24 protein-coding genes are annotated in these 24593 nt (G+C 40.8%); 15 read left to right on the forward strand and 9 right to left on the reverse strand.

Annotation, left to right across the window (positions count from 1 at the left end):
- Positions 1 to 128: 128 nt before the first annotated feature.
- From KVY11_RS05285 to KVY11_RS05295, 3 genes are all read right to left on the reverse strand, one after another.
- Positions 129 to 614: an Lrp/AsnC family transcriptional regulator gene (locus KVY11_RS05285; protein ID WP_004696532.1), complete on the reverse strand. Its 486-nt coding sequence runs from the start codon at positions 612 to 614 to the stop codon at positions 129 to 131.
- A gap of 216 nt (positions 615 to 830) precedes the next feature.
- Positions 831 to 2195, reverse strand: a complete 1365-nt coding sequence (locus KVY11_RS05290) for an amino acid permease (protein ID WP_010327000.1) — start codon at positions 2193 to 2195, stop codon at positions 831 to 833.
- A 216-nt stretch (positions 2196 to 2411) separates the two neighbouring features.
- Complete coding sequence (locus KVY11_RS05295; RefSeq protein WP_218288348.1) at positions 2412 to 3269, reverse strand: alpha/beta fold hydrolase; 858 nt, start codon at positions 3267 to 3269, stop codon at positions 2412 to 2414.
- Between the two features lie 123 nt (positions 3270 to 3392).
- On the opposite strand from KVY11_RS05295, the gene KVY11_RS05300 reads away from it, so the two are divergent.
- The gene (locus KVY11_RS05300; protein WP_218288349.1) at positions 3393 to 3851 is read left to right on the forward strand and encodes a hypothetical protein; all 459 of its coding nucleotides are present in this window, start codon (positions 3393 to 3395) and stop codon (positions 3849 to 3851) included.
- A gap of 68 nt (positions 3852 to 3919) precedes the next feature.
- On the opposite strand, the gene KVY11_RS05305 is transcribed toward KVY11_RS05300, so the two are convergent.
- Together KVY11_RS05305 and brnQ are read right to left on the reverse strand one after the other, a co-directional pair.
- On the reverse strand, positions 3920 to 4156 hold the full coding sequence (locus tag KVY11_RS05305) for a hypothetical protein (protein WP_004696541.1): 237 nt from the start codon (positions 4154 to 4156) through the stop codon (positions 3920 to 3922).
- 493 nt (positions 4157 to 4649) lie between these two features.
- Positions 4650 to 5936 carry a branched-chain amino acid transport system II carrier protein gene (brnQ, locus tag KVY11_RS05310; protein ID WP_218288350.1) on the reverse strand — a complete coding sequence of 429 codons (1287 nt, stop codon included), beginning with the start codon at positions 5934 to 5936 and terminating at the stop codon, positions 4650 to 4652.
- A 350-nt stretch (positions 5937 to 6286) separates the two neighbouring features.
- On the opposite strand from brnQ, the gene map reads away from it, so the two are divergent.
- Entirely contained in the window at positions 6287 to 7081 is a 795-nt protein-coding gene (map, locus tag KVY11_RS05315) for a type I methionyl aminopeptidase (RefSeq protein ID WP_114837234.1), read from the forward strand.
- Positions 7082 to 7384: 303 nt separating this feature from the next.
- Here the strand turns inward: map and KVY11_RS05320 are convergent, their stop codons facing one another.
- Positions 7385 to 8293, reverse strand: a complete 909-nt coding sequence (locus KVY11_RS05320; RefSeq protein WP_094148172.1) for a LysR family transcriptional regulator — start codon at positions 8291 to 8293, stop codon at positions 7385 to 7387.
- 111 nt (positions 8294 to 8404) lie between these two features.
- On the reverse strand, positions 8405 to 8836 hold the full coding sequence (locus KVY11_RS05325; protein WP_094148173.1) for an HD domain-containing protein: 432 nt from the start codon (positions 8834 to 8836) through the stop codon (positions 8405 to 8407).
- Positions 8837 to 8898: 62 nt separating this feature from the next.
- Between KVY11_RS05325 and KVY11_RS05330 the strand changes: the two genes are divergently transcribed.
- Positions 8899 to 9225: a hypothetical protein gene (locus KVY11_RS05330; RefSeq protein WP_218288351.1), complete on the forward strand. Its 327-nt coding sequence runs from the start codon at positions 8899 to 8901 to the stop codon at positions 9223 to 9225.
- 59 nt (positions 9226 to 9284) lie between these two features.
- On the opposite strand, the gene glnG is transcribed toward KVY11_RS05330, so the two are convergent.
- Positions 9285 to 10766 (reverse strand): nitrogen regulation protein NR(I), encoded by a 1482-nt coding sequence (gene glnG / locus KVY11_RS05335; RefSeq protein ID WP_125280528.1) that lies wholly within the window; start codon positions 10764 to 10766, stop codon positions 9285 to 9287.
- The gene (gene glnL, locus KVY11_RS05340) at positions 10753 to 11862 is read right to left on the reverse strand and encodes a nitrogen regulation protein NR(II) (protein WP_218288352.1); all 1110 of its coding nucleotides are present in this window, start codon (positions 11860 to 11862) and stop codon (positions 10753 to 10755) included. Before glnL ends, glnG begins: the two co-directional genes overlap by 14 nt.
- 351 nt (positions 11863 to 12213) lie before the next feature.
- On the opposite strand from glnL, the gene rimO reads away from it, so the two are divergent.
- The 12 genes from rimO to lpxA all read left to right on the forward strand — a co-directional run bounded on the left by rimO (position 12214) and on the right by lpxA (position 24546).
- Positions 12214 to 13557 carry a 30S ribosomal protein S12 methylthiotransferase RimO gene (rimO, locus tag KVY11_RS05345; RefSeq protein WP_004696556.1) on the forward strand — a complete coding sequence of 448 codons (1344 nt, stop codon included), beginning with the start codon at positions 12214 to 12216 and terminating at the stop codon, positions 13555 to 13557.
- Between the two features lie 43 nt (positions 13558 to 13600).
- Positions 13601 to 14329, forward strand: a complete 729-nt coding sequence (gene pyrH / locus KVY11_RS05350) for a UMP kinase (RefSeq protein ID WP_004696558.1) — start codon at positions 13601 to 13603, stop codon at positions 14327 to 14329.
- A gap of 79 nt (positions 14330 to 14408) precedes the next feature.
- A complete protein-coding gene (gene frr / locus KVY11_RS05355; protein WP_010326990.1) occupies positions 14409 to 14963 on the forward strand; it encodes a ribosome recycling factor in 555 nt (184 codons plus the stop codon).
- 8 nt (positions 14964 to 14971) lie between these two features.
- Positions 14972 to 15724, forward strand: a complete 753-nt coding sequence (uppS, locus tag KVY11_RS05360) for a polyprenyl diphosphate synthase (protein ID WP_218288353.1) — start codon at positions 14972 to 14974, stop codon at positions 15722 to 15724.
- A 3-nt stretch (positions 15725 to 15727) separates the two neighbouring features.
- Entirely contained in the window at positions 15728 to 16552 is an 825-nt protein-coding gene (locus KVY11_RS05365; protein WP_004981939.1) for a CDP-archaeol synthase, read from the forward strand.
- A complete protein-coding gene (gene ispC / locus KVY11_RS05370; RefSeq protein WP_094148175.1) occupies positions 16553 to 17749 on the forward strand; it encodes a 1-deoxy-D-xylulose-5-phosphate reductoisomerase in 1197 nt (398 codons plus the stop codon). It abuts the gene before it with no gap.
- A 2-nt stretch (positions 17750 to 17751) separates the two neighbouring features.
- Complete coding sequence (rseP, locus tag KVY11_RS05375) at positions 17752 to 19107, forward strand: RIP metalloprotease RseP (RefSeq protein WP_218288354.1); 1356 nt, start codon at positions 17752 to 17754, stop codon at positions 19105 to 19107.
- A 45-nt stretch (positions 19108 to 19152) separates the two neighbouring features.
- Positions 19153 to 21669 carry an outer membrane protein assembly factor BamA gene (gene bamA / locus KVY11_RS05380; RefSeq protein WP_218288355.1) on the forward strand — a complete coding sequence of 839 codons (2517 nt, stop codon included), beginning with the start codon at positions 19153 to 19155 and terminating at the stop codon, positions 21667 to 21669.
- Between the two features lie 33 nt (positions 21670 to 21702).
- Complete coding sequence (locus KVY11_RS05385) at positions 21703 to 22197, forward strand: OmpH family outer membrane protein (protein WP_218288356.1); 495 nt, start codon at positions 21703 to 21705, stop codon at positions 22195 to 22197.
- 3 nt (positions 22198 to 22200) lie between these two features.
- Complete coding sequence (gene lpxD / locus KVY11_RS05390) at positions 22201 to 23268, forward strand: UDP-3-O-(3-hydroxymyristoyl)glucosamine N-acyltransferase (RefSeq protein ID WP_218288357.1); 1068 nt, start codon at positions 22201 to 22203, stop codon at positions 23266 to 23268.
- A 7-nt stretch (positions 23269 to 23275) separates the two neighbouring features.
- On the forward strand, positions 23276 to 23761 hold the full coding sequence (gene fabZ, locus KVY11_RS05395; RefSeq protein WP_010326983.1) for a 3-hydroxyacyl-ACP dehydratase FabZ: 486 nt from the start codon (positions 23276 to 23278) through the stop codon (positions 23759 to 23761).
- Positions 23758 to 24546: an acyl-ACP--UDP-N-acetylglucosamine O-acyltransferase gene (lpxA, locus tag KVY11_RS05400; protein WP_010326982.1), complete on the forward strand. Its 789-nt coding sequence runs from the start codon at positions 23758 to 23760 to the stop codon at positions 24544 to 24546. The genes fabZ and lpxA overlap by 4 nt, the downstream gene beginning before the upstream one ends.
- The last annotated feature ends 47 nt before the right edge of the window (positions 24547 to 24593 follow it).

Here is a 24593-nt window from a genome sequence, read left to right on the forward strand (position 1 = left end):
TTAAAACTTATAGACATTAAAAAGCCCCATGGTTAGGGGCTAGTCGTATGCACATCTAAGGCACATACTGTAAGAGGCTCATCTCATACTGCGTGTATTAAACCACATTTACACAATATTTGCAGCAATCACTCAATCATAATGAGGTCAGATTTATTTTCGAGTTTCAAAGGACGTAAGGCAAAAATTGAGCGTGTATGACGTACACCTTTCATTGAGTATAAGTTTTTACGCAAAAAGCGTTCATAGTGTTCTGCATTTTTCACTGCAACTTTGAGTAAGTAGTCGTAATCGCCAGTCACTAAATGTGCTTCAACGACTTCAGGCATGTAAGCCAGTGCTTCACTAAATTGCTCTAAGATTTCATCATCATGGCGTTCAAGCGTAATTTCAATAAAAAACAGCTCATTAATCCCAATGGCTTTTGAATTAATCTTTGCTGTATAGCCTTCAATGATGTTGAGATTTTCTAGGCGTTTTACACGTGTCCAGCAAGGAGAAGAGGACAGCCCAACTTTCTCAGCCAACTGGGTAACGGTCAAACGGCCGTCTTGGCGAAGTTCAGACAAAATACGACGGTCAATTTTATCTAAAACGTAGTGAGCGTCATTCATAACGTATTCCTGCGTATAATTTTCTTTATAAACTATTTTATATGAAAATATTTCTCAATAAATACTCAAAATAAGCAAATAAAAGAGAAACACTCTGCATCGGTCATGACTACAATAAAGTGATTCAATCAAAGTCATTTGGGAAATTGGCTTTGATTTGCAAACAGCGCCCTTAAAGGGAAGGGTGCCTTTTAACGGCGCTGTTTGCTGACTTATTTATTGTACTTTTTGTGTTTTTGATCTTTGTTTAAACCAGTAAGTTAGAGTTAGGCAGCCAATCCAAAGTGGAATCAGCATCACTGCAATTCGCATATCAGGTGTGAGCCACATCACCACTAAAATACCAAGCATAAATACAATACAGATATAGTTGCTGATGGGGTAAATCAAAGTTGGAAACAAGGTTGATTTTTTCAATGCCAGCATACGTTGCTTGAATTTTAAGTGGGTCAATGCCAACATCATCCAGTTAATTACAATGGCTGAAACCACAAGACTCATCAGTAGTTTAAAGGCTTTTTCTGGAAAGATATAATTCAAGACGACACACAGTAGGGTCACCAATGCAGAGCATAAAATGGCTGCATAAGGAATGCCACGCTGGTTAATTTTCTTTAAAAATTGTGGGGCATTGCCTTGTTCTGCCAGACCTAGCAGCATACGACTCGTACCATAGCTGGTTCCGTTATACACCGATATAGCTGCGGTTAAGACCACAAAATTCAGTACAGTTGCGACGCCCTGACTGCCTAAGGAGTCAAAAATCAAGACAAAAGGGCTACCGCCTTCTGCGATTTGATTCCATGGAAACAACGAGAGTAGAACGATGATCGTAAGCACATAAAACAGCAACACACGATAGACAATCTGATTGACCGCTTTAGGAATAGTTGTGGTCGGGTTTTTGGTTTCCGCAGCAGCAATACCAACGAGTTCAATCCCGCCAAAGGAAAACATAATGATGGCCATCGCCATGATTAGGCCAGAAATCCCATTGGGAAAGAAACCGCCTAGAGCCCATAGGTTAGAAATAGAGGCATGTGCGCCACCGTGACCACTTGCCAGTAACCAAGCACCATATCCAATCATGCCAATGATTGCGAGAATTTTAATCATGGAGAATAAAAATTCTGTTTCACCAAAGACTTTGACATGCAGCAGGTTGATGGCATTGATCAGTACAAAGAAACCAAGCGCTGAAATCCATGTGGGAATTTCAGGCCACCAATACTGGACATAGAGCCCGATGGCACTGAGTTCCGCCATGCAGACCAAGACATTGAGCACCCAATAGTTCCAGCCCGACATAAAGCCGGCAAAAGGGCTCCAAAATTTATAGGCAAAATAACTAAAAGAGCCACTCACGGGTTCTTCAACCACCATTTCACCCAACTGGCGCATCATGAAAAATGCAATTAAGCCCGCCAGTGCGTAGCCTAAAATAACGGAAGGGCCAGCCAGTTTAATGGTTTGAGAAATGCCTAAAAATAGGCCTGTACCAATAGAGCCGCCTAAAGCAATCAGCTGAATATGACGGTTGCTCAGCCCATGCTTAAGCTGGGGTTGCTGTTGTGCAGACATGATTCATCCATCTCTAGCACATGCGATAGACATCACATGAACTATGACTTAATAAAAATTCGTGGTGGAAATATAATATTTATTTATTGATTAATGAAATTAAATTTATCAATAGCGTTGGTTTTTATCTGAAAGCTGCAATTTTGCGGTGAAAATAAAGCCAGTCAAGTAAGTGCTGCTTGAACTGGCGATAGGCTTGGCTTGATATGTGCCGCCTTAAGATGAAAGCTGTGCTGCAATTTCAGGCCATAAGTTTTGATGGGAACGCTTAAACATTGCCATATGACCAATGGCTTTGTGGCCATATGCCTGTGGTTTGAGTTCAATTTGATCTGTTTGTGCATTTGGGTAAAGGCTGAGTAGGCCTTTAACATTCACTTGCGTGGCAATTTCATCATCCGAGGCCCAAATGGCTGTGATTGGACAGCGAATATCACGGTGGAAGTCATCTTGTACTGTTATGCCTAAGGCATTAATTACATAACCCGGTTTGCTGCAAAACTGTGCCCAATCACGCGCCACATCTTTGGGTAGGTTTTCGCCCATGCCAATGGCATTGGTCGGTCCATAGCCTAAGGTATAACGTGCAATAGGGAAGATTAGTTTAAACATCACAGGAGCCAGGAGTTTAGTACGACCTTTCAAATCTTTTACGTGTCCGGTTGAGCCTGCAACGGCAACGACTTTTGCTACTTTTTCATAGTTTGGGTTAATACCTAAAAGTTGCCCACCTGCACTATGACCGAGCAAGATCACTTGTGTCGCTTGGGTTTTATTCAATAACACCTCCATCGCTGCTGGGATGTCTAATTGCCCCCATTGCACGATACTGGCTTTCGACTTTTTCAGTGGTTCATGCAGAGACTCACCAATACCGCGAAAGTCAAAAACCAAAACGGCATAGCCTTGTTCTGCAAGCCATGATGCAAAATGGTGGTAAAACTGCTGGGTAATACCTGTGGCAGGGCAGATTAAAACAGGTAGGGCTTGTTGTGTACCTTGGGCTGCATAAAAGCGCCCACTGAGTGAATAATGGTCAGAGCAGGTAATAGCTAAAGTTTCGTAATTTTGCATAATCGGTTAAGCATTGAATTTTTTTCTACTCTACCTAAGTTCCAAAAAGAAACTTGTCTAATCTATGACTTTGAAGTCAAGTAGATCTGTATAGAATAGGGTGAAAATAAAAAAGGAAAACACATGCAGTTTGTTGAATTAGATATGTCGGTAAAATTTGCACTTTTATTTAGTGGGATTTTTCTATTTGTTGGGATGCTGACAGGGGTATGGAAATATGCACAAATACGCCATTCACCGCAGTTTCGCGCGCACTATTATGTTGATATCGCCCACCGCAGCAGTTTGTTATATGCACCTGCAAGTTTAATTATTGCGGTAATGGCCGCAATTTCAGTCTGGCCTGAACCTGTGAACATGCTGTTTGTGGGAATTAATTTATTCTTTTTTAGCTTTTCGATACTGAGCTATATTGTGCATGGGCTATTGCAAGACACCAATAACCAGTTCCGTAGTCCGCATGTTTTAGGCAAATGGACTTTACCCAAATCAATCATGCTGATGGCAATGATGGCATTGGTTGTGGGGGAAATTGTGGCGACGTTGGGCTTGTTGTGGGGAATGTTTTTCGGTTTATTTTAAGTTGTTCTTATATTTTTTAAAATTTTTATACTTTTACAAAGGTGGATGACTAATCATCCACCTGTTTGCTAGTCAATTGACTGTGTGGCCTTTCGGAATTTTTGATCGACGACTGCCCATAAATAAAAGGCAAATGATACGACGATAGCGTAAGCAAAATATTCAGCTTTAAGGTTACCTTGAATTAAGCCATGCATGATCATAATGACCATCAGGGCAATGGTGGTACTTAAATACGTCACCATATTCTTGTTTGCCTTCAGAGCGTTAATGAAGACTTGCTTGTTGAAATGTAATGATAACATCTCCATCCCTCCTTGAGTTTTTGACTAAAAACCAATGTGTTTAGTCGGATTAGTTCTTAATGTTGTACTGCTAAAACTTGCGTTGATCAAGAGCAAAAACAACTATTTTTCAGAGAAATTATGCTATACCAATCAGAAAATATGTGTGTAGCATTTTTTTAGTGAATAAATAGTATTTCGTTACCGTATAAGGTGACAAATAAATGATGCATGTAAGCTTATACATAGATTGTATAAAGCAATATTGATGCCATGAATGGCTTGCTAGGACAGGCTTTAAAGAATTTTTTATTTTCTAATATTAAATTTATAAGAGATATGAAGGTGTTGATATACGACTTTAGCGGTGTATATAAAATGTGTCAGTATGTACAAAAACTGATGTAGAAAGAAATGAAACAATATGTGTCCATTTGGATAAAATGTGACAAATATTGATCATGCTTAAAATCAGGCTTGGGTAAAACCAGACTTTAACAACATCAGTTTTTGCTTACTTTTTCACTTTGTCGATTACAATGGCAATTACAAAAACCACCAATGATGGGATAAGCCATGCAAGGTTTTGTTCTGCAAGAGGTAAGTGAGTCAGCGCATAAGGCAGTTCAAAGTTTGCAACTTTTAAACCGTCTAGAATACCAAACACCAAAGACACTGCTGTAACAGGTGCAATCACTCGGCGAGGATGATTAAAGAATTTCCAGCCAAAGCTCAGCATAATCACCACAATTGCAGGTGGATAAATTGCACTTAAAACAGGCACAGAAAAGGCAATGAGTTTGGTTAAACCTAAGTTTGAAATAATGAAAGAGAAACCAATCAGAATGAAGACCCAAACTTTATAGCCAATTTTAGTGATTGAACTGAAATATTCAGCACATGCACAGGTCAGGCCAATCGCAGTGACCATACACGCAATAAAAATCATGGCAGAAAGGAAGATAGAACCTAAGTCACCAAATGCATGTTGAACATATGCATGCAGGATCACTGCACCATTGCTCGCATTTGCTGCGACTTCATGGCTTCCAAGGCCAAGTTTAAATAAGCTGAGATAAACTACAGTTAAACCAATACCAGAAATGATACTCGCAATAACCGCATAACGTGTAATCAGTTTAGGGTTGCTGACACCACGTGAACGAATCGCTTGAATAATCACAATACCAAAAACCAAAGCACCTAAAGTGTCCATGGTTAAATAACCATTTACAAAACCTTCAGAAACAGGGCTGTCGACATAATTATTAATGGCTGGCGGAACGAAACCCGTTGGAATCATCATCGCCGCAATGCCAAGGATGGCCAAAGATAAAATCTTCAGTGGCGAGAGTACATAACCAACCGTGTCTAAAATCTTGTTTGGATACAGTGAAATGAGGGTGACTACACTAAAGTAGATTGCACTGTAGATCAGCAAGCTGCTGCTTGATGTTCCAAGATAAGATGAAAAACCAATTTCATAAGAAACGGTTGCAGTACGTGGTGTCGCAAAGAGTGGCCCGACAGTTAAGTAACACGTAATGGTTAAAATGAGGCTGGCTATTTTACCCAAAGGTGAACTTAAAATTTGAATCGAACCTTCGACACGTGACAGCGCAATAATGGTGATTACAGGTAAGCCGACAGCAGTGATTAAGAAACCAAAAGCTGCTAACCATACATGCTCACCCGCTTGTTGAGCCACAATCGGTGGAAAGATAATGTTGCCCGCACCAATGAAGAGTGCGAAAGTCATAAAACCCAAAGCAACAATATCCCGAGTACGCAGACTTGTCATAAAAGGGAGATCGAGTTGAACAAAGGGGACGATTTTAGTGCATATGTGTTTTTTTGGCTAATTTATTTCATGGGTAGTATTAAATTTTTTTATAAGATGAAAAGTGAATATATCAACTTGTAAAAAATAGGTTGATATATGTGATTGATTATCCATTTTAAAATAGAAAAATTATAAATATGAAAAGCTTGAGGCACTGTTTTTCCTAAATTAAAAGTTGTAGTGCAAATGCTTTAAAATTACACAAATTATTTAGAGGTCAGTTGTTGAAGGCTAGCCTAAGATTTAAGTTTGAACAAAAATATTGAGAAAAGGTCTATACTTGCGACTTCATAATTGAGGATATTTCAATGCGTGGCTTAAATGTGAGCATAAAAACTGAACAAGATGTAGAAAAACTTCGTATATCTGGTCGTTTGGCTGCCGAAGTTTTAGCGATGATTGGTGAGCATGTAAAGCCGGGTGTCACGACTGAATATCTGGATGATATTTGTCATGACTTCATTGTAAATACCTTAAAAGTGACGCCTGCCAATATTGGTTATCATGGCTATACCAAAACCACCTGTATTTCTCCAAATGAAGTGGTCTGTCACGGTATTCCATCGCCGAATGTTGTACTCAAAGATGGCGATATTATTAATATTGATGTGGCGATTATTAAAGATGGCTACTTTGGTGATACCAGTCGTATGTACTATGTGGGTACAGTGAAACCGGAAGCCAAAAAGCTAGTCGATACGACTTATGAGGCAATGGTTGCAGGTATTCATGCTGTGAAGCAAGGTGCAACTTTGGGCGATATTGGTTATGCCATCCAGACAGTTGCACACCGTGAAGGGTATAGTGTGGTACGCGAGTATTGTGGTCATGGTATCGGCAAGGTTTATCACGAACAGCCAAGCGTATTGCACTACGGTCAACCAGGTAAGGGGATGCAGCTTAAAGCGGGCATGGTGTTCACGATTGAACCGATGATTAATATGGGCAAAGCGCATGTCAAAGAACTTAAGGATGGTTGGACAGTCGTGACTGCAGATAAGTCTTTAACTGCGCAATGGGAGCATATGGTACTCGTGACTGAAACAGGTTTTGAGTTACTATCACCTTGGCCTGAAGGTACGGGCACTTATCCAGAAATTTAAGTTGATGTTTTGTAGGTGATTAAATTTTAGACTTTGGTCTAGCTTTGTAGCCTAAAAGCTAAATTAAGTCTTAGAAGCAATAAGTGATATTTCTGAAACCCTTTATTTGTCGTGTTTTTGATATTATATGATTAAAACTTATACATGTAAGCTATTGGCCTAGACTTTATTTTGTCACTAAAATTGTTTCCAAGATACTCGCTGTAGTTTCTTATTTTGAAAGTTTATGAGCTTATCCACCTCGGTTAAGCTCTTTTTTTTTGCCTCATGGATTGGCTCAATGACATTGAGCATGAGTAGGGTTTAAAGTGATTTATTTGAGCTAAGGTGTTCAATTAAATAGTCAATAAACACACGGACAGCAGGCAGTAAACCACGACGTGAAGGATACACAGCATGAAAAATACCGTGTGGTGCTTTCCAGTCGGGTAGGACACGAACCAGCTCACCACTTTTCACCATATCTTGTACGATGCTGTCTGGAAGTAAGGCAATGCCGCAGTTTTTACGGACCAGTTGAGCCAACATGCTCAAATCAGAGCCCATCACTACAGGATTGACGCGTATTTTCTTTTGTTGCTGTGCATCATTATGCACGATGATATGTTGATCTAAATGCTCATCAACCATACTCAGTATATGATGTTGGCTTAAATCTTCAGGTTGTTTCAGTTCGCCAAATTCATTTAAGTAGGCTTGGCTGGCAAATAAATGCTGCTCGATATTTTCAAATTTACGAATTACCAAACTTGGATCATCGTCTAGATTGGAGCGAACCCGCAGCGCGATATCAAAACCTTCGTTAATAATATCCACACGGCGATTTGTTACCATCATTTGCACTTTAATTTCGGGATAGGTTTTTAAGAAGTTCGGTAAAATACGTGCAATTTCATTTTGTGCAATCGATACAGGCAAACTGAGTTTAATGACCCCACGCGGTTGTAAACTGAGATGATCGACCAAATCGTGTGCGGCTTGTGCTGCATTCATCATCACTTGCGCATGACGGTAAATATTCATACCAATATCGGTCACTGCGAAATGTCGAGAGCTGCGTTGAATTAGGCGGACACCCAATCGTTCTTCGAGGTTATACACGCGTCGACTGAGCTTGGATTTGGGAATATCTGTTGCGCGTTCGGCTGCGCTAAAACCACCATGTTCAACCACTTGAGCAAAACAATAAAAATCATCTAAATCGCTTAACATTCACGATGTCCATTTGTGCAACGATAGGCTTAATTAAAAAGTGATCGTTGCAGTTTGTCAATTTTGAAATTGTAGAGATTTAATTGAAAATACTCAGTTATTTTAAGGGTTTCACTGAGTTTTCGCTTGTTTGAGTATTTCAAGCACCTCTTTATATTCTTCAAGTCGTGCAAAGTCGCGTGCTGTTGGGTTGTTTATGCGCGAAAGGTTCATATTATCGAGTACATCGACATATTTTACTTGGGTTGCAAGAGGGTTTAATGTAGTACGCTTAGCCGCTTCCAAACGTGATTCACCTGTTTGTTTGGTCAGTGCTTGTATGGATTTAATGATCTCGGCACTAAAGCCAAGCGCTTCTAAGTCTTCAGCAGTCGTTGCGGTGTCTTCCAAAATGTCATGCAACACCGCAATGATTTGTAGGGTAGGATTGGAAAATTGCAACATGAGGCGTAATGGATGCAAGATGTAAGGTTGTCCGCCCTTATCGAGCTGCCCTGCATGTTGGGTTGCAGCCAGTGCAATGGCTTTTTCTAAAGTCGACATGATTATTCTAGGTACTTTATCCTATGCTAAACTTCGCACCATCTTTGTTTAAAAACTAAATTATGACTTATCAATTGATCCCACTAGACTGTGAAGCGACAGATCCCGTAGAGTGTCCACACTGCCAACAACAGGTAATTGATTGGTCTCAGGAACAATACGTTCAGCCTTGTGAACATACCTTATTTATTGCGATGGACATTGGTTTCGAATATATCACAGATGAATTTGAAGCGACCATGCAGCGCAGTGTTGATGATCTCCATGCACATGATGATCAAGTCATTATGTTTGAAGAGTTAACTCAAGCCAGTTACCCAAATTTTATCATGTTAAAAGCACCACTTGGTGTTGAAGGCTATTCACGCTATTTAGGTTTTACGGCTTAATAAATAAAAGCGCCATTGCGGCGCTTTTAATTTGAGTTGGCTATTACGTAGAATCTGCTTTAATTTTCTAAAACTTCTTCTTCACTTTCATCATCTGCGGTATCCATACCTAGCTCTTTAAGTTTACGCGTAAGGGTGTTACGCCCCCAACCGAGTAACTCAGCCGCATGCCGTTTACGGCCACGGGTTTGTTGCAGCGCAGCAATGATCAATGTGCGTTCGAACATTGGGGTGGCGATATCGAGAATTTTCATCTCGCCGTTTTTCAGCTTTTGCACAGCCCATTGACCCAGTAACTCATCCCAATGGTGCACTGCAATGCGATCAAGGTTATGCGCGGCTTGTGCATCTTCACCTGAGCGGGTAATTGGAATTTGCTTCAGCTCTGACGGTAGGTCTTCAGGATAAACTTCACGCCCTGTAATCATGACCGTTAACCAGCGGCAAGTGTTCTCGAGTTGACGTACGTTTCCTTGCCAAGGCAGCTGTTGCATATATTCTTGCGTTTCAGGGCGAAGAATTTTAGGGCTGACGCCTAATTCTTTGCCTGCGCGCGCCAAGAAGTGCTGCGCCAACATCGGGATGTCTTCGCTACGATGCGCCAGTTTTGGAATGTGAATGCGAATCACGTTCAGACGGTGATATAAGTCTTCACGGAAGCGACCATCATGTACCAATTTTTCTAAGTCTTGGTGCGTTGCCGCGACAATACGTACATCCACTTTTACTGGGATATGCCCACCGACACGGTAAAACTCGCCATCAGCTAGAACACGCAGTAAACGTGTTTGCGTTTCGAAAGGCATATCGCCAATTTCATCTAAAAACAGTGTTCCGCCATTGGCTTGTTCGAAGCGACCTTGGCGTTGTGTATTTGCCCCTGTAAAAGCACCTTTCTCATGACCAAAAAGCTCTGTTTCAATTAGGTCTTTTGGAATTGCAGCCATGTTGAGTGCAATAAAAGGTTTACTGCTACGTGGTGAGTGGCGGTGTAAAGCATGTGCAACCAACTCTTTACCTGTACCTGATTCACCATTAATTAACACTGTAATGTGTGATTGAGACAAACGACCAATCGCACGGAAAACTTCCTGCATAGCAGGAGACTCGCCAATGATTTCGGTCGATTGAATCGGTTGTACAGTTTTTGCCGATTCTTGCTGCTGCATTTTGGTGATGTGCAAAATCGCACGATTCACCAAGGCTAATGCTTCATCAATGTCAAAAGGCTTGGGTAAATACTCAAATGCACCCGTTTGATAACTTGAAACAGCAGACTCTAGGTCAGAGTGAGCCGTCATAATAATGACAGGTAGATCAGGATAGTTGGCTTTAACTTTCGCTAAAAAAGTTAAGCCATCGATGCCGGGCATGCGAATATCGGTCAAGATCACATCAGGTGCATCTAAACTGAGCTGGTCTAAAGCGGATTGAGCTTCTTCAAAACTTGTGACGTCGAAACCTTCTTCTTTGAATGTTTTTTCCAGCACCCAGCGCATGGCGCGATCGTCATCAATTACCCATATTTTATTTCGCGACATGGTTTAACTCCCAAGGTATATATAAGCTAAAAGTTGTTTTTCTGGGAACAGATTGACATTCAATCATTCCGTTATGTTGATGCATAATATTTTGCGCAATACTTAAACCTAGTCCTGTGCCTTTAGCACGACCCGTGACCAGCGGGTAAAACACAGATTCTAAAATTTCTTCTGGAACGCCTGGACCATTGTCTTCGATATCAATCCGCACTACGGAGCGTTGCAGTACACCATTAATGGTCACTAAACGTTGAATACGGGTACGTAACATCAGCTCAGGTTGGTGGTCGACAAAGAACTCTTTATTTTCAGTCATGGCTTGCACTGCATTAACGCTAATGTTCAGCATGACTTGTATTAGTTGATCACGATCGGCCATCACTTCTGGTAATGACAAATCATAATCACGGGTGATCTTAATTTTCTTTTTGGTTTGATTGGTAATGAGTGAGCGGACACGCTCTAAAGGTTCATGTACATTGACCAACTCATAACTTGGGAGCTGACGAGAACCAAGCATGGTGTCTGCTAAATTACGTAAGCGATCGACTTCACTGATAATAATGTCGGTGAACTCGCTATATTGCGGATCATTGAGGCTACGCGCTAACAGTTGTGTAGCGCCGCGAATTCCGCCCAACGGATTTTTAATTTCATGTGCAACACCACGAATGAGTTGGCGTGCGACCTGATGTTGTTGTAAGAAGTTTTCTTCCTTGGAAATTTTGAGCATCCGATCAATCGGGTTGATCTCAATTAAAAGCAAAGGATGATAGGGCTTATTTGAATTCAACTGTGACACGGTATAGTCAACATGAATATCTTTAAAGTTGACCTTAATGATGGCTTCACGGCGGGTGTAGTGTTGTCCCGAGTTTAAAGTATTGAGAAGAGCTTCTTCTGTATTGAACTCATCATTGGGTGCATGGAGTAAATTAAGCGCAGGTTGACCAGAGGCACGTAAAAGACTGATATCAAATAATGCTTCGCAAGAGGAATTTAAGTAAAAAATATTTAATTTACTGTCGACCAATAAAATCGCAGTGGTCAAATTGTCCACTAAAAGGCGATAGTCGATAGAAATAGGGTGATCCATTAGCGAATGTATCCTGTATTAAAATAGCGCAATGGCATCTTGATAAAGCATTAACCGTTCCAAATAGCGGACTGAATTGATGCAAATAAAGCAAAATGCACGCCAACTTTGATTTTGTATAGTGAAATGAGCACACTTTTTTTGCGGAATGCGCTGTAAATGAACGATTAGCTAAAGATATAGCGGATTCTAAAAATCAAGTAAACCGAAAGTGACTTAAAATGGTGCGTTATGTTAATTCTACTACAGTGTTGGTTTTATTTTGGTGCATTAAACAAAGAGTGTGGAATCGATCTGTTTTTATAAACAGAAAAGACATACAATACGCGCATTCTAGTGGAGCGCAGATTCATGAAATCCCCCAAAGTCGGTTTTGTTTCTTTAGGTTGTCCTAAGGCATTGGTTGATTCCGAACGAATTTTAACTCAGTTGAAGACTGAAGGTTATGATGTAGCATCAGATTATGACGGTGCGGATTTAGTTGTTGTAAATACCTGTGGTTTTATTGAATCTGCAGTGCAAGAGTCTTTAGATGCCATTGGCGAAGCCATGAGTGCGAACGGTCGTGTAATCGTTACGGGCTGCCTAGGTAAAGACGAAGACAAAATTCGCCAAATGCACCCAAATGTCTTAAAAGTGACAGGGGCGGCTGCATATCAAGAAGTGATGGAAGCTGTGCACCAATACGTGCCTGAGCCACCAAAACACAACCCATTTATTGACCTTGTTCCAGAACAAGGGATTCGTTTAACGCCGAAGCATTATGCGTACTTAAAAATCTCAGAAGGATGCAACCATCGTTGTACCTTCTGCATTATTCCAAGTATGCGTGGTGACTTAGTGTCTCGCCCAGTCGGTTCTGTTTTAGAAGAAGCGGCTGCGCTTAAACGTGCCGGTGTAAAAGAAGTACTCGTTATCTCCCAAGATACTTCTGCTTACGGCCTCGATACCAAATACAAATTAGACTTTTGGAATGGTCAACCTGTTAAGACGAAGTTCTATGACATGTGTGAGGCCTTAGGTCAACTCGGTATTTGGGTGCGTTTGCACTATGTATATCCATATCCACATGTGGATGCAGTGATTGACTTGATGGCACAAGGCAAAATTTTGCCTTATTTGGATATTCCATTCCAACATGCCAGCCCAAAAGTTCTAAAACTGATGAAACGACCTGCGCATAGTGAAAATACACTTGAGCGTTTAAAACTGTGGCGTGAAAAATGTCCTGACTTGGTGATTCGTTCAACCTTCGTTGTGGGTTTTCCTGGTGAAACTGAAGAAGATTTTGAAATCTTGCTTGAGTGGCTAAAAGAAGCACAACTTGATCGCGTAGGCTGCTTTACCTATTCACCTGTTGAAGGTGCGACAGCAAACGACTTACCAGATCACGTGCCAGAAGAGATTAAGCAACAGCGTTATGAGCGCTTTATGGAAGTGCAACAGGCGATTTCTGCTGCAAAACTTCAAAAGCGTGTTGGTCAGAAAATGACGGTGCTGGTCGATGAGCTTGATGAAGAATTCCCAGTTGCGATTGCACGTTCATACGCAGATGCTCCTGAAATTGATGGCAATGTCTTTGTGGAAGATATTGATAAAAGCCAGATTAAATCAGGCGATTTGTTAGAAGTCGAAATTACCGATGCAGATGAATATGATCTGTATGCACAATTGATTTCGATTAAATCGAATTAAGACACAAATAAAATTTTAAAATTTAGATATTGGAGTTATTGCGATGTTGGATTCTAAAAAACCACGTTTTGAACGCATCTTACTGAAACTTTCTGGCGAAGCATTGGCTGGAAATAAAGATATGGGTATTGATGCTCAAGTCCTTGATCAAATGTCTTTGGCAATTGCGCACTTAGTGGGTTTGGGTGTGCAAGTCGGGATTGTTGTGGGTGGTGGTAACTTATATCGCGGTAGTCAATTACAAAAAGATGGTTTGGTTGGTCGTGTAACCGGTGACCAAATGGGTATGCTTGCAACCGTGATGAATGGTTTGGCATTACGTGATGCTTTGGTACGCCGTAATATCAAAACTCGTTTGATGTCAGCATTGCCAATTGGTGCTGTAGTTGAATCATACTCAAGCCGTGATGCCATTCGTCATCTAACACAAGGTGAAGTTTGTGTGTTTGTCGCAGGTACAGGTAATCCGTTCTTTACCACAGATACAGCAGCATGCTTACGTGGTATCGAGATTGAAGCCAACCTGATCCTAAAAGCAACGAAAGTTGATGGTGTCTACAACAAAGACCCAAGCAAATACGATGATGCCGTTAAATATGACACATTAACTTTTGACCAAGTGTTAGATGAGAAATTGGGTGTGATGGATTTAACAGCGATTTGCTTGTGTCGTGACCACAATGTGCCGCTTCAAGTCTTTGACATGAATAAAGCAGGTTCATTGCTTTCAGTGGTTATGGGTGAAAAAGAGGGTACTCACGTAACGAACTAATGTACGTGACCTCGAAAGCTCTTTATACTACACGCTATTTTAGAATTTATATCTTTTCGAATTAAGTAAGGAAGATCACATGATTAACGATCTTAAAAAAGACGCAGAAGACCGTATGAACAAGTCACTTGACTCGTTAGAACATGGTTTTGCCAAGGTTCGTACTGGACGTGCGCATCCATCTATCTTAAACGGGGTAATGGTTCCTTACTATGGCTCAGATGTGCCATTAAACCAAGTGGCAAACGTGGGTGTTGAAGACTCGCGTACATTGTTGGTTCAGCCATTTGAGCGTACGATGGTTGCGGCAATTGATAAAGCGATTCGTGAATCAGATTTGGGCTTAAACCCAATTACGGCTGATGCGATTCGAGTTCCAATGGCTGCATTGACGGAAGAAACACGTCGTGACATGCAAAAAGTTGCGCGTAACGAAGCTGAAAATGCAAAAGTTGCAGTACGTAATATTCGCCGTGATGTACTGGGCGACATCAAAGCATTGTTGAAAGAAAAAGAAATTTCTGAAGATGATGAACGTCGTGCATCTGATGATATTCAAAAAATCACAGATAAGTTTGTTGCTGAAATCGACAAACGTCTTGCGAATAAAGAAGCTGAGTTGTTGAAGGTCTAACTTGTATAATGACCGATTCAGAAGATAAGCTTACTCTTCCAAAACATGTTGCCATCATCATGGATGGCAACAATCGTTTTGCCAAAAAAAATGCAATGCAAAAGGGCGATGGTCACCGTGAAGGAAAAAATGTCCTTGACCCAATTGTAGAGCATTGTCGAAAAAGAAATATTCAAGCATTAACCGTTTTTGCTTTTTCGAGTGAAAATTGGAAGCGCCCTCAAGCTGAAGTTGATTTGCTCATGAAACTGTTGGAAGACACGATTCATGAACAGTTGCCTCGTATGCATCAATATCAAATGTCCTTACGTTTTATTGGTGATCGTTCTAAATTATCTCCGCAATTGCGTGACTTAATGTTGCATGCCGAACAAGACACTGCTAATTTCGACAAGATGACTTTGACCATCGCAATTAGTTACGGTGGGATGTGGGATATGGCGCATGCGGCTAAGCAGATTGCACTTGCTGTTCAATCTCTCTCGTTAGATCCTGAGCAAATTGATGAACATGTTTTTGGCCAATACGTAAGTTTGAGTGATTTACCCGCTGTAGATCTATTGATTCGTACAGGTGGGGATTTTCGTTTATCGAACTTTATGTTGTGGCAAGCAGCTTATGCAGAGCTTTACTTCACTCCGACTCTTTGGCCAGAGTTTAGTGTAGAAGAGTTTGATGACGCCTTGGCTGTATTTGGTGGGCGTGAACGTCGTTTCGGAAAAACGACGGAACAAATTCTACAAGATAAAATTGAGAACTAATAAATGTTAGAGCGGATTATAACCGCATTGGTTTTGGTGGCCGTTGTACTGAGTTGTATGTTTGCAACCCAGTCACACTATCCAATGTTTGTGCTGATGATTATTGCGGCAGGGGTTGCAGGCTATGAGTGGTTTAAACTCATGCCCCGTACAACAAAAAATGTTAATAAACCTCTAGCATGGGGTTTTGGTTTACTAAGTGCTGGCCTTGCTACACTTGCCTTATACTTTAATGATATTGCACTTCTACTTTGGGCTGCCTCTATTCTATGCTGGTTGCTCAGTCTGTATTGGGTTAAATCCTATCCAAATTATGATGCTTGGTATAATTCAACCCTTAAAGTGGTTGGGATTGTTCTGATATCTTCGGCTGTGACTGCTATTTTTGCACTCTGGAAGATGTCTCCATGGTGGCTGATGTACCTGTTTTTATTGGTATGGGGTGCTGACAGCGGGGCATACTTTGTTGGGCGTAAACTGGGTAAGCGTAAACTTGCACCTGAAGTGAGTCCAAATAAATCGTTGGAAGGTCTCTATGGTGGTGTGATTACGGCCATGATCATTGTGGTCGCTGTTGAAATCCTCTATTTAGACCTAACGTACGCACAGCATTTATTATTTCTTATTTTATCTGTAGTGACTGTATTTAGCTCGGTGCTCGGTGATTTGTTTGAGTCTATGATTAAACGTCGTGCTGGAATTAAAGACTCAGGTCGTATTTTGCCAGGGCATGGTGGGGTATTGGATCGTATTGACTCGCTACTGGCTGCGGCACCTATCTTTGCTGCGGGTGTATATGTGTTAAAACTTATTGGCGTAGATTTGTAAATGTCTCAATCTGTTTGTATTTTGGGTGTTACCGGTTCGATTGGGCAGAGCACCTTAAAAATATTGCAACAACATGCTGAACACTACACTGTGTTTGCTGTTACGGCACATAGTCGGATGCAAGAACTTGTCGATATTTGTCAGCAGTTTCAACCTGAAATTGCAGTTGTACCTCAAGCCAAAGTAGATGAACTGCGCCAGCTTCTAGTCGCAGCCAATTTACAAAACATTGAAATTTTGGCGGATGAGGCAGGCCTCATCGCAGTTGCTGAACATCCAGAAGTGGATGTGGTAATGGCGGCGATTGTTGGTGCGGCAGGTTTAATGCCGACGCTAGCAGCGGTAAAAGCAGGAAAGCGTGTCCTTTTGGCAAATAAAGAAGCGCTGGTGATGTCGGGTGACATCATGATGCAAGCTGCTCATGACCATCAGGCTCTTTTACTTCCTGTAGATTCTGAACATAATGCAATCTTTCAATGCTTGCCCCAGACCTATTTACAAGCTGAGCGTCACGGAAAGCCGAAACTTGGAGTGTCTGGTATCCTTCTGACTGCATCCGGCGGGCCATTTCTAAAACATAGTTTAGATGAATTACACAATGTAACGCCTGCACAGGCGTGCAAACACCCGAATTGGTCCATGGGGCAGAAAATTTCGGTTGATTCGGCGACCCTCATGAACAAAGGGTTAGAGCTAATTGAAGCTTGTCATCTTTTTTCAATCGAAGAACATTTTGTTACAGTAGTTGTGCATCCGCAGAGTATTATTCATTCCATGGTGCAATATGTGGATGGTTCAACATTGGCGCAAATGGGAAATCCTGATATGTGTACGCCGATTGCACATGCGTTGGCATGGCCTGAGCGTATTCAAACCCATGTTCCAGCTTTAGATTTATTTAAAAATCATCAGTTGGATTTTCAAGCGCCAGATACGCATCGATTCCCTGCATTAAGCTTGGCACGTCAAGCGATGAAAACTGGGGGCACAGCCCCAGCGATTTTAAATGCAGCCAATGAAATTGCGGTTGCTGCATTTTTAAATCAACAGGTGGGGTTTATGGGTATTCCTGCTATTGTTGAACACACTTTGAATACCATCCCACATCAAGCAGCAACACAACTTGATGTTATTTTAGAAGCCGATCAAAACGCACGTCATGTTGCTCAGCAATATGTGGTGAATATAGGAATTTAAGCATGAGCGCCTTGTTTATGATTGTTGCGGCAATTTTGCTTTTAGGCCCACTTATTGCAATACATGAGTTTGGGCACTATTTTGTTGCGCGTAAATTGGGCGTAAAAGTTTTAGTTTATTCCATTGGTTTTGGGCCAACGGTTTTAAAGTGGACTTCTAAAAAGTCAGGTATTCAATATCAGCTTTCGGCATTGCCCTTGGGTGGTTATGTCAAAATGCTGGATGAGCGTGAAGGTGATGTTGCTGAAGAGGATGCGCCCAAAGCATTTAATCGTCAGTCACCTTGGAAGCGTATCGCAATTGTTGCAGCTGGCCCATTGATTAACTTGGTATTTGCAATCTTTCTGTTTTGGATTTTGTTTTTGCCTGCACAAGAGCAGTTGAATACACGTGTGGGTACAGTGCTACCTAATACACCTGCAGCACAAGTTCAAATGCAAGTGGGCGATAAAATTACCGCTGTTGATGGCTTAACGACACCCACTTGGGAAAAGTTGAATTTTGCCTTGGTTGATCGTGTAGGTGAAACGGGATCAATCCAAATTCAGGCCGAACGTGCGGGACAAGTTAAGACATTTAGTTTGCCTATTCAAAACTTCTTGAAAGATCAAACACAGTCTCCGCTTGATGTTCTGGGTTTTACGCCTTATCGACCTAAAATTCCTGCGGTCGTGACTAAGTTGAGCGAAGATGGTGCAGCCATTCGTCAGGGTATGCAACAAGGTGACAAAATTGTCGCGATTGATGGCATTAAGATGAATGATTGGTTTGATGTGGTTCAAGTGGTTCAAGCTTCACCTGAGAAATTGTTAAAAATTGATGTGCTTCGCCAAAATCAATTGGTACAACTTGAAGTGATGCCACAAGGTAAACGCGACAATATGGGCAAGGTTTCTGGTGTCTTAGGTGTACAAAGTGACCCTGGGAAAATCAGTATTCCTACAGAATATAAACAAACGATACAATATAATCCTGCCGAAGCCTTCATGATGGCGGTAGATAAAATCGGTCAACTGTCGAGTATGATTTTGAACTCGATTGTAAAAATGGTGCGCGGTTTGATTGGTCTAGACAACCTATCAGGACCGATTACGATTGCCAAAGTCGCAGGACAAAGTGCGGAAATGGGTTGGCAAACTTTTATCTCATTTATGGCATTGATGAGTGTAAGTTTAGGGATATTAAATTTATTGCCTATTCCTATGCTTGATGGTGGACATTTGGTCTATTATTTTATAGAACTAATACGTGGTAAACCTGTTTCTGAACAAATACAATTGGTTGGTTTAAAAATTGGTATGGTATTGCTCGGAAGTATGATGCTTTTGGCACTATTCAATGATTTTATGCGTTTGTAAAAAAGCGTAGATACGGAATTAAATTTTACATCGGAAAAAACTGGCATGCAGCACACACATTTATTTATGCCTTTGGCGCTCATCAGTGCTATGGCAACAGTACAACAAGTATATGCAGCAGAAGATTATATAGTACGTGATATTAAGGTTGATGGACTTGTTCGTTTAACGCCAGCAAATGTCTATGGAATGATTCCGTTGAATAGTGGGGATCGTGTGAGCGATGCAGCACTTGCCAATGCCATTCGTAGTTTATATGCAACAGGTTTGTTTGATGACATTAAAACAGAAAAGCAGGGTGATACGCTGGTTTTCAAAGTTGTCGAACGTCCACTAATTTCTAAAGTTGAATTTAAAGGTAATAAACTCATTCCTAAAGAGGCCTTGGAAGAAGGCTTGAAGAAGATGGGGATTACCGAAGGTGAAGTGCTGAAAAAATCAGCGCTACAGACGGTTGAGTCTGAGCTTGAACAACAGTACATGCAGCAAGGTCGTTATGATGCTGATGTAAAAGTTGTGACAACAGCGAAGCCGAACAACCGTGTAGATCTTACTATTGAGTTTGTTGAAGGTAAGGCTGCAAAAGTTGTAGATATCAATATTATTGGTAATACCGTATTTAAAGAAAGCGAAATTGAACAAGCGTTTGCGGTAAAAGAAAGTGGTTGGACGTCCATTATTTCACGTAATGACCGTTATGCACGTGAAAAGATGGCTGCAAGCTTAGAGTCTTTACGTGCACTTTATTTAAACAAAGGCTATATCAACTTTAATATCAATCACTCAAGCTTAAATTTAAGTGAAGATAAAAAGAATATTTTTGTTGAAGTTTCAGTGGATGAAGGCGAACAGTTTAAATTTGGCGAAACCAAATTTTTGGGCGATGCTTTATACACCCCAGCAGAACTGAAAGCTTTGCAAATTTATAAAGATGGCGATATCTATTCACAAGAAAAAGTGAATGCTGTTAAACAGTTGCTTCTACGTAAATATGGTAATGCAGGTTATTACTATGCAGAAGTGAACGTCGTGCCTCAGATCGATAAAGAAACTCATCTGGTGGATTTAAATTATTATGTGAATCCAGGTCAGCAAGTGACTGTGCGTCGTATTAACTTTACTGGCAACACGAAAACTGCGGATGAAGTATTACGTCGTGAAATGCGCCAAATGGAAGGTGCACTCGCAAGTAATGAGAAAATTGATTTATCTAAAGTTCGTTTAGAGCGCACAGGTTTCTTTAAGACTGTAGATATCAAACCTGCACGTGTTCCGAACACAGCCGACCAAGTTGATCTAAATATTAATGTAGAAGAGCAACACTCAGGTACCAGTACTTTAGCAGTTGGTTTCTCACAAAGTGGTGGTGTAACCTTCCAAGCGGGTCTAAGTCAAACCAATTTCATGGGTACAGGTAACTCTGTTGCTATTGATTTATCACGCTCAGAAACACAAGATTACTACAACCTAAGTGTGACTGATCCGTACTTTACAATTGATGGTGTACGTCGTGGTTATAACATGTACTACCGTAAAACCAAGTTGGATGAAGACTATAACGTCAACAACTATGTGACGGATAGTTTTGGTGGTGGTATCAATTTCGGTTATCCAATTGATGAAAACCAAAGCATTAGTGCAGGTTTAAACATCGACCAAACTGAAGTCACCACAGGTCCGTATGTATCGACCTATGTACGTGATTACTTGCTAGCACATGGTGGTAAGACAAAAAGTACATCGACTTATTGTATGGTTGACTTAGTTTTAGATCCTACAACAGGTGGTTATGTTTGCCCAGATGGTCAGACATCTGCTCCTTATGGTTCTGAGTTTACCGGTGACTTCTTAACGTATAACTTAAACTTAGGTTGGTCATATAACACCTTAAACCGTCCGGTGTTCCCGACATCTGGTATGTCGCATCGTATTAATGGTGAAATTGCATTACCTGGTAGTGATGTTGAATATCAAAAGCTGACATATGATGCTCAGGCGTACTTCCCATTAGGCAAAGACTTCGTACTTCGTGGCTATGGTAAGTTGGGTTATGGTAATGACTTACCATTCTATAAAAACTTCTATGCTGGTGGTTTTGGTTCGGTACGTGGTTATGATAACAGTACCTTAGGTCCGAAATATCCAGGTGTGACTTATAGCGAATCAAGATCTAAAGATAATGACTATGAGGAAGTGGGTGGTAATGCACTGATCCAATTTGGTACAGAGTTGGCTTTGCCTTTGCCATTTAAAGGGGATTGGACTCGTCAAGTTCGTCCAGTACTGTTTGCTGAAGGTGCGCAAGTGTTTGATACACAGTGTGATGTACCATCTGGTCAGTTATATATGACTGGAAGTAAAACTGATGCTGGCGTGGATGCAAAGCAATACTGTAAAGACAACTTCGGTTTTGAGCTTGATAACATGCGTTATAGCGTGGGCGTTGGCTTTACTTGGATTACCATGATTGGTCCATTGTCTCTCAGCTATGCGTATCCATTGAATGATAAAGATGGCGATGAAACAAAGAACATTCAATTTGAAATCGGTCGTACCTTCTAAGGTCGACCTTTTCTCTACATGAAAGATATAAATATGAAAAAACTTCTTACAGCTTTAACACTTACAGCATTAACTTCTACAGTGGCGAATGCTGCTGGCTATGGTGTTGTGGATCTTGAGCGTGTTGTTGAAAATAGTACCTATTTAAAACAGCAAAATTCGAGTTTTCAACAGAAAATTCAACCTCAAAGTACGAAGCTTGATCAACTGAGTAAAGAGCTTCAAGACTTACAACAGCGTTTACAAACAGGTGATAAGCTAAGCGCTGCGGATAAGCAAAAAATGGTGACTCAGTATCAAACCAAAATGAACGAGTTCAATACTTTGCAGCAAACCATGCAAAGCAGTGTGCAAAGCTCTATTCAGCAAGTACGTACTGTATTTGATGGTCGAGTGAAGCAAGTTGCTGAACAATTGCGTAAAGAAAATCAATTAGATGTTGTTTTGAATAAAAACTCAGCACTTGCCTATGACGCTAAGTATGATTTAACTGATAAAATGATTCAAAAGGTTAACGCAATTAAGTAATCAATGAATCCTCAACAGTATCGCTTAGAAGATCTTGCTCGTTTAGTCCAAGGTGAGTGTGTAGGTCAAGCTGATTTAATCCTTAAGGGATTAGCAAGTCTAGATTCGGCAGAATCTAGACATCTTGCATTTGTAAATGGTGAAAAGTACTTAGAACAAGCGCAGCAGTCTAAAGCTGGAGCATTCATTGTTACAGCTGATCTGAAAGATCACTTGGTAGAACATCAAAACTTTATTGTTGTTACCAATCCTTATTTAGCCTTTGCCATTTTAACCCATGCTTTTGAGGTTAAGCACACTGAACAGGGCATCGAAAGCACTGCGCAGATACATCCTTCTGCAATCATCTCAGATACTGCTTATATTGGACATTATGTGGTCATTGGAGCAAATTGCGTTGTTGGCGATGACACGATTATCCATTCACATGTCAGCATACATGATGGGGTTGAAATTGGCCGCAGCGGTTTAATTGAATCGCATGTAAATCTGATGTCATGCAAAATTGGTGATCGTGTCCGTATTCATGCCAATACTGTGATTGGTAGTGAAGGTTTTGGTTTTGCCCCTTATCAAGGGAAATGGCATCGAATTGCTCAATTGGGTTCGGTCATCATCGGTAATGATGTACGGATTGGTTCAAATTGTAGTATTGATCGCGGTGCATTGGATGACACAATTTTGGAAGATGGTGTCATTATTGATAACCTTGTGCAAATCGCCCATAACGCTAAAATTGGTGCCAATTCTGCTTTTGCTGCCAATACCGCAATTGCGGGTAGTACAACCATTGGCAAAAATTGCATCGTAGGTGGTGGGTCTGCAATTGCAGGGCACTTAAATATTGTTGATAATGTTACGTTAACTGGAATGTCAATGGTCACAAATAATATTTCTGTGGCTGGAACGTATTCTTCAGGAATTGGGCTGTTTGAAAATCAAAAGTGGAAACGCACCGTTGTTCGTTTAAGACAATTAGCAGATGTGCCATTGACCCAATTGGTAAAAAAACTTGATCATATGCAGGCTCAAATTGAGTCCCTTGAATCAACAATTAAATTGCGTAAATAGAAATATGATGACTGAGTCGAATTCTACTAGTTTCACGAAACCTGAATTGCCAATGACGATTCAAACTATTCGTGAGTACTTACCACACCGCTATCCTTTTTTATTGGTCGATCGTGTTGTTGATGTGACTGAAAATGGAATTGTGGCGTATAAAAATGTGTCTATTAATGAAGAATTTCTTCAAGGCCATTTCCCTAATTATCCAATTATGCCTGGTGTTTTGATTGTCGAAGCATTAGCGCAAGTTTCAGGTATTCTTGGTTTCATCATGAACAATGAGAAACCAAGTGAAGGTTCTTTGTTCTTGTTCGCAGGGGCAGAGAAAGTTCGCTTTAAAAAGCAAGTCGTTGCAGGTGACCAATTGGTGTTAAAATCAGAATTGGTTATGCAGAAACGTGGTATTTACAAATATAATTGTATTGCCACCGTTGACGGTGTAGTAGCAGCATCTGCGGAAATTATGGTTTCGCATCAGAAAATAGAGCAATCATGAGCAATAACGAATTTATTCACCCAACAGCAATCATCGATGCATCTGCCGTGATTGCAGCAGATGCAAAGATTGGACCGTATTGTATTATTGGTCCAAATGTCACTATTGGTGCAGGTACGCAGTTACATTCGCACGTAGTGGTCGGTGGTTATACACGTATTGGAGAACACAATGAAATTTTCCAATTCGCAAGCGTGGGTGAGGTCTGCCAAGATCTAAAATATGCAGGTGAAGAAACCTGGTTAGAAATTGGTGACCATAATAAAATTCGTGAACATTGTAGTTTACACCGTGGCACGGTTCAGGATCACGGTATAACCAAGATTGGTAGCCATAATTTATTGATGGTAAATACGCATATTGCGCACGACTGTGTGGTCGGTGATCATAATATTTTTGCAAACAACGTCGGCGTGGCTGGCCATGTTCACGTAGGTGACTATGTGATTGTCGGCGGTAACTCGGGTATACACCAATTCTGTAAGATTGATTCTTATAGCATGATTGGTGGTGCATCATTGATTGTGAAAGATGTACCTGCTTATGTGATGGTTTCTGGTAATCCTGCACATGCTTTTGCGATGAATGTTGAAGGTATGCGTCGTAAAGGTTGGTCTAAAAATGTGATTCAAGGTTTACGTACAGCATTTAAACTGATCTATAAAGAAGGTTTGACGACAGAGCAGGCTTTAGAACGTATCCGTGCAGAAATTTTGCCTGAAGTCGCTGAGGTACAATTGCTCATTGACTCCTTAGAACAGTCAGAGCGTGGCATTGTGCGTTAAGTTTAATCCAAAGATAAAAAAAGACACTTCGCGTGTCTTTTTTTATA

Source organism: Acinetobacter sp. CWB-G5 (assembly GCF_019209785.1).
Lineage (GTDB): Bacteria > Pseudomonadota > Gammaproteobacteria > Pseudomonadales > Moraxellaceae > Acinetobacter > Acinetobacter johnsonii.

Bases quoted from the DNA above. Each gene is read 5' to 3' on its own strand.
- KVY11_RS05285 (WP_004696532.1), bottom strand. From the start codon at position 614: ATGAATGACGCTCACTACGTTTTAGATAAAATTGACCGTCGTATTTTG.
- KVY11_RS05290 (WP_010327000.1), bottom strand. From the start codon at position 2,195: ATGTCTGCACAACAGCAACCCCAGCTTAAGCATGGGCTGAGCAACCGT.
- KVY11_RS05295 (WP_218288348.1), bottom strand. From the start codon at position 3,269: ATGCAAAATTACGAAACTTTAGCTATTACCTGCTCTGACCATTATTCA.
- KVY11_RS05300 (WP_218288349.1), top strand. From the start codon at position 3,393: ATGCAGTTTGTTGAATTAGATATGTCGGTAAAATTTGCACTTTTATTT.
- KVY11_RS05305 (WP_004696541.1), bottom strand. From the start codon at position 4,156: ATGTTATCATTACATTTCAACAAGCAAGTCTTCATTAACGCTCTGAAG.
- brnQ (WP_218288350.1), bottom strand. From the start codon at position 5,936: ATGACAAGTCTGCGTACTCGGGATATTGTTGCTTTGGGTTTTATGACT.
- map (WP_114837234.1), top strand. From the start codon at position 6,287: ATGCGTGGCTTAAATGTGAGCATAAAAACTGAACAAGATGTAGAAAAA.
- KVY11_RS05320 (WP_094148172.1), bottom strand. From the start codon at position 8,293: ATGTTAAGCGATTTAGATGATTTTTATTGTTTTGCTCAAGTGGTTGAA.
- KVY11_RS05325 (WP_094148173.1), bottom strand. From the start codon at position 8,836: ATGTCGACTTTAGAAAAAGCCATTGCACTGGCTGCAACCCAACATGCA.
- KVY11_RS05330 (WP_218288351.1), top strand. From the start codon at position 8,899: ATGACTTATCAATTGATCCCACTAGACTGTGAAGCGACAGATCCCGTA.
- glnG (WP_125280528.1), bottom strand. From the start codon at position 10,766: ATGTCGCGAAATAAAATATGGGTAATTGATGACGATCGCGCCATGCGC.
- glnL (WP_218288352.1), bottom strand. From the start codon at position 11,862: ATGGATCACCCTATTTCTATCGACTATCGCCTTTTAGTGGACAATTTG.
- rimO (WP_004696556.1), top strand. From the start codon at position 12,214: ATGAAATCCCCCAAAGTCGGTTTTGTTTCTTTAGGTTGTCCTAAGGCA.
- pyrH (WP_004696558.1), top strand. From the start codon at position 13,601: ATGTTGGATTCTAAAAAACCACGTTTTGAACGCATCTTACTGAAACTT.
- frr (WP_010326990.1), top strand. From the start codon at position 14,409: ATGATTAACGATCTTAAAAAAGACGCAGAAGACCGTATGAACAAGTCA.
- uppS (WP_218288353.1), top strand. From the start codon at position 14,972: ATGACCGATTCAGAAGATAAGCTTACTCTTCCAAAACATGTTGCCATC.
- KVY11_RS05365 (WP_004981939.1), top strand. From the start codon at position 15,728: ATGTTAGAGCGGATTATAACCGCATTGGTTTTGGTGGCCGTTGTACTG.
- ispC (WP_094148175.1), top strand. From the start codon at position 16,553: ATGTCTCAATCTGTTTGTATTTTGGGTGTTACCGGTTCGATTGGGCAG.
- rseP (WP_218288354.1), top strand. From the start codon at position 17,752: ATGAGCGCCTTGTTTATGATTGTTGCGGCAATTTTGCTTTTAGGCCCA.
- bamA (WP_218288355.1), top strand. From the start codon at position 19,153: ATGCAGCACACACATTTATTTATGCCTTTGGCGCTCATCAGTGCTATG.
- KVY11_RS05385 (WP_218288356.1), top strand. From the start codon at position 21,703: ATGAAAAAACTTCTTACAGCTTTAACACTTACAGCATTAACTTCTACA.
- lpxD (WP_218288357.1), top strand. From the start codon at position 22,201: ATGAATCCTCAACAGTATCGCTTAGAAGATCTTGCTCGTTTAGTCCAA.
- fabZ (WP_010326983.1), top strand. From the start codon at position 23,276: ATGACTGAGTCGAATTCTACTAGTTTCACGAAACCTGAATTGCCAATG.
- lpxA (WP_010326982.1), top strand. From the start codon at position 23,758: ATGAGCAATAACGAATTTATTCACCCAACAGCAATCATCGATGCATCT.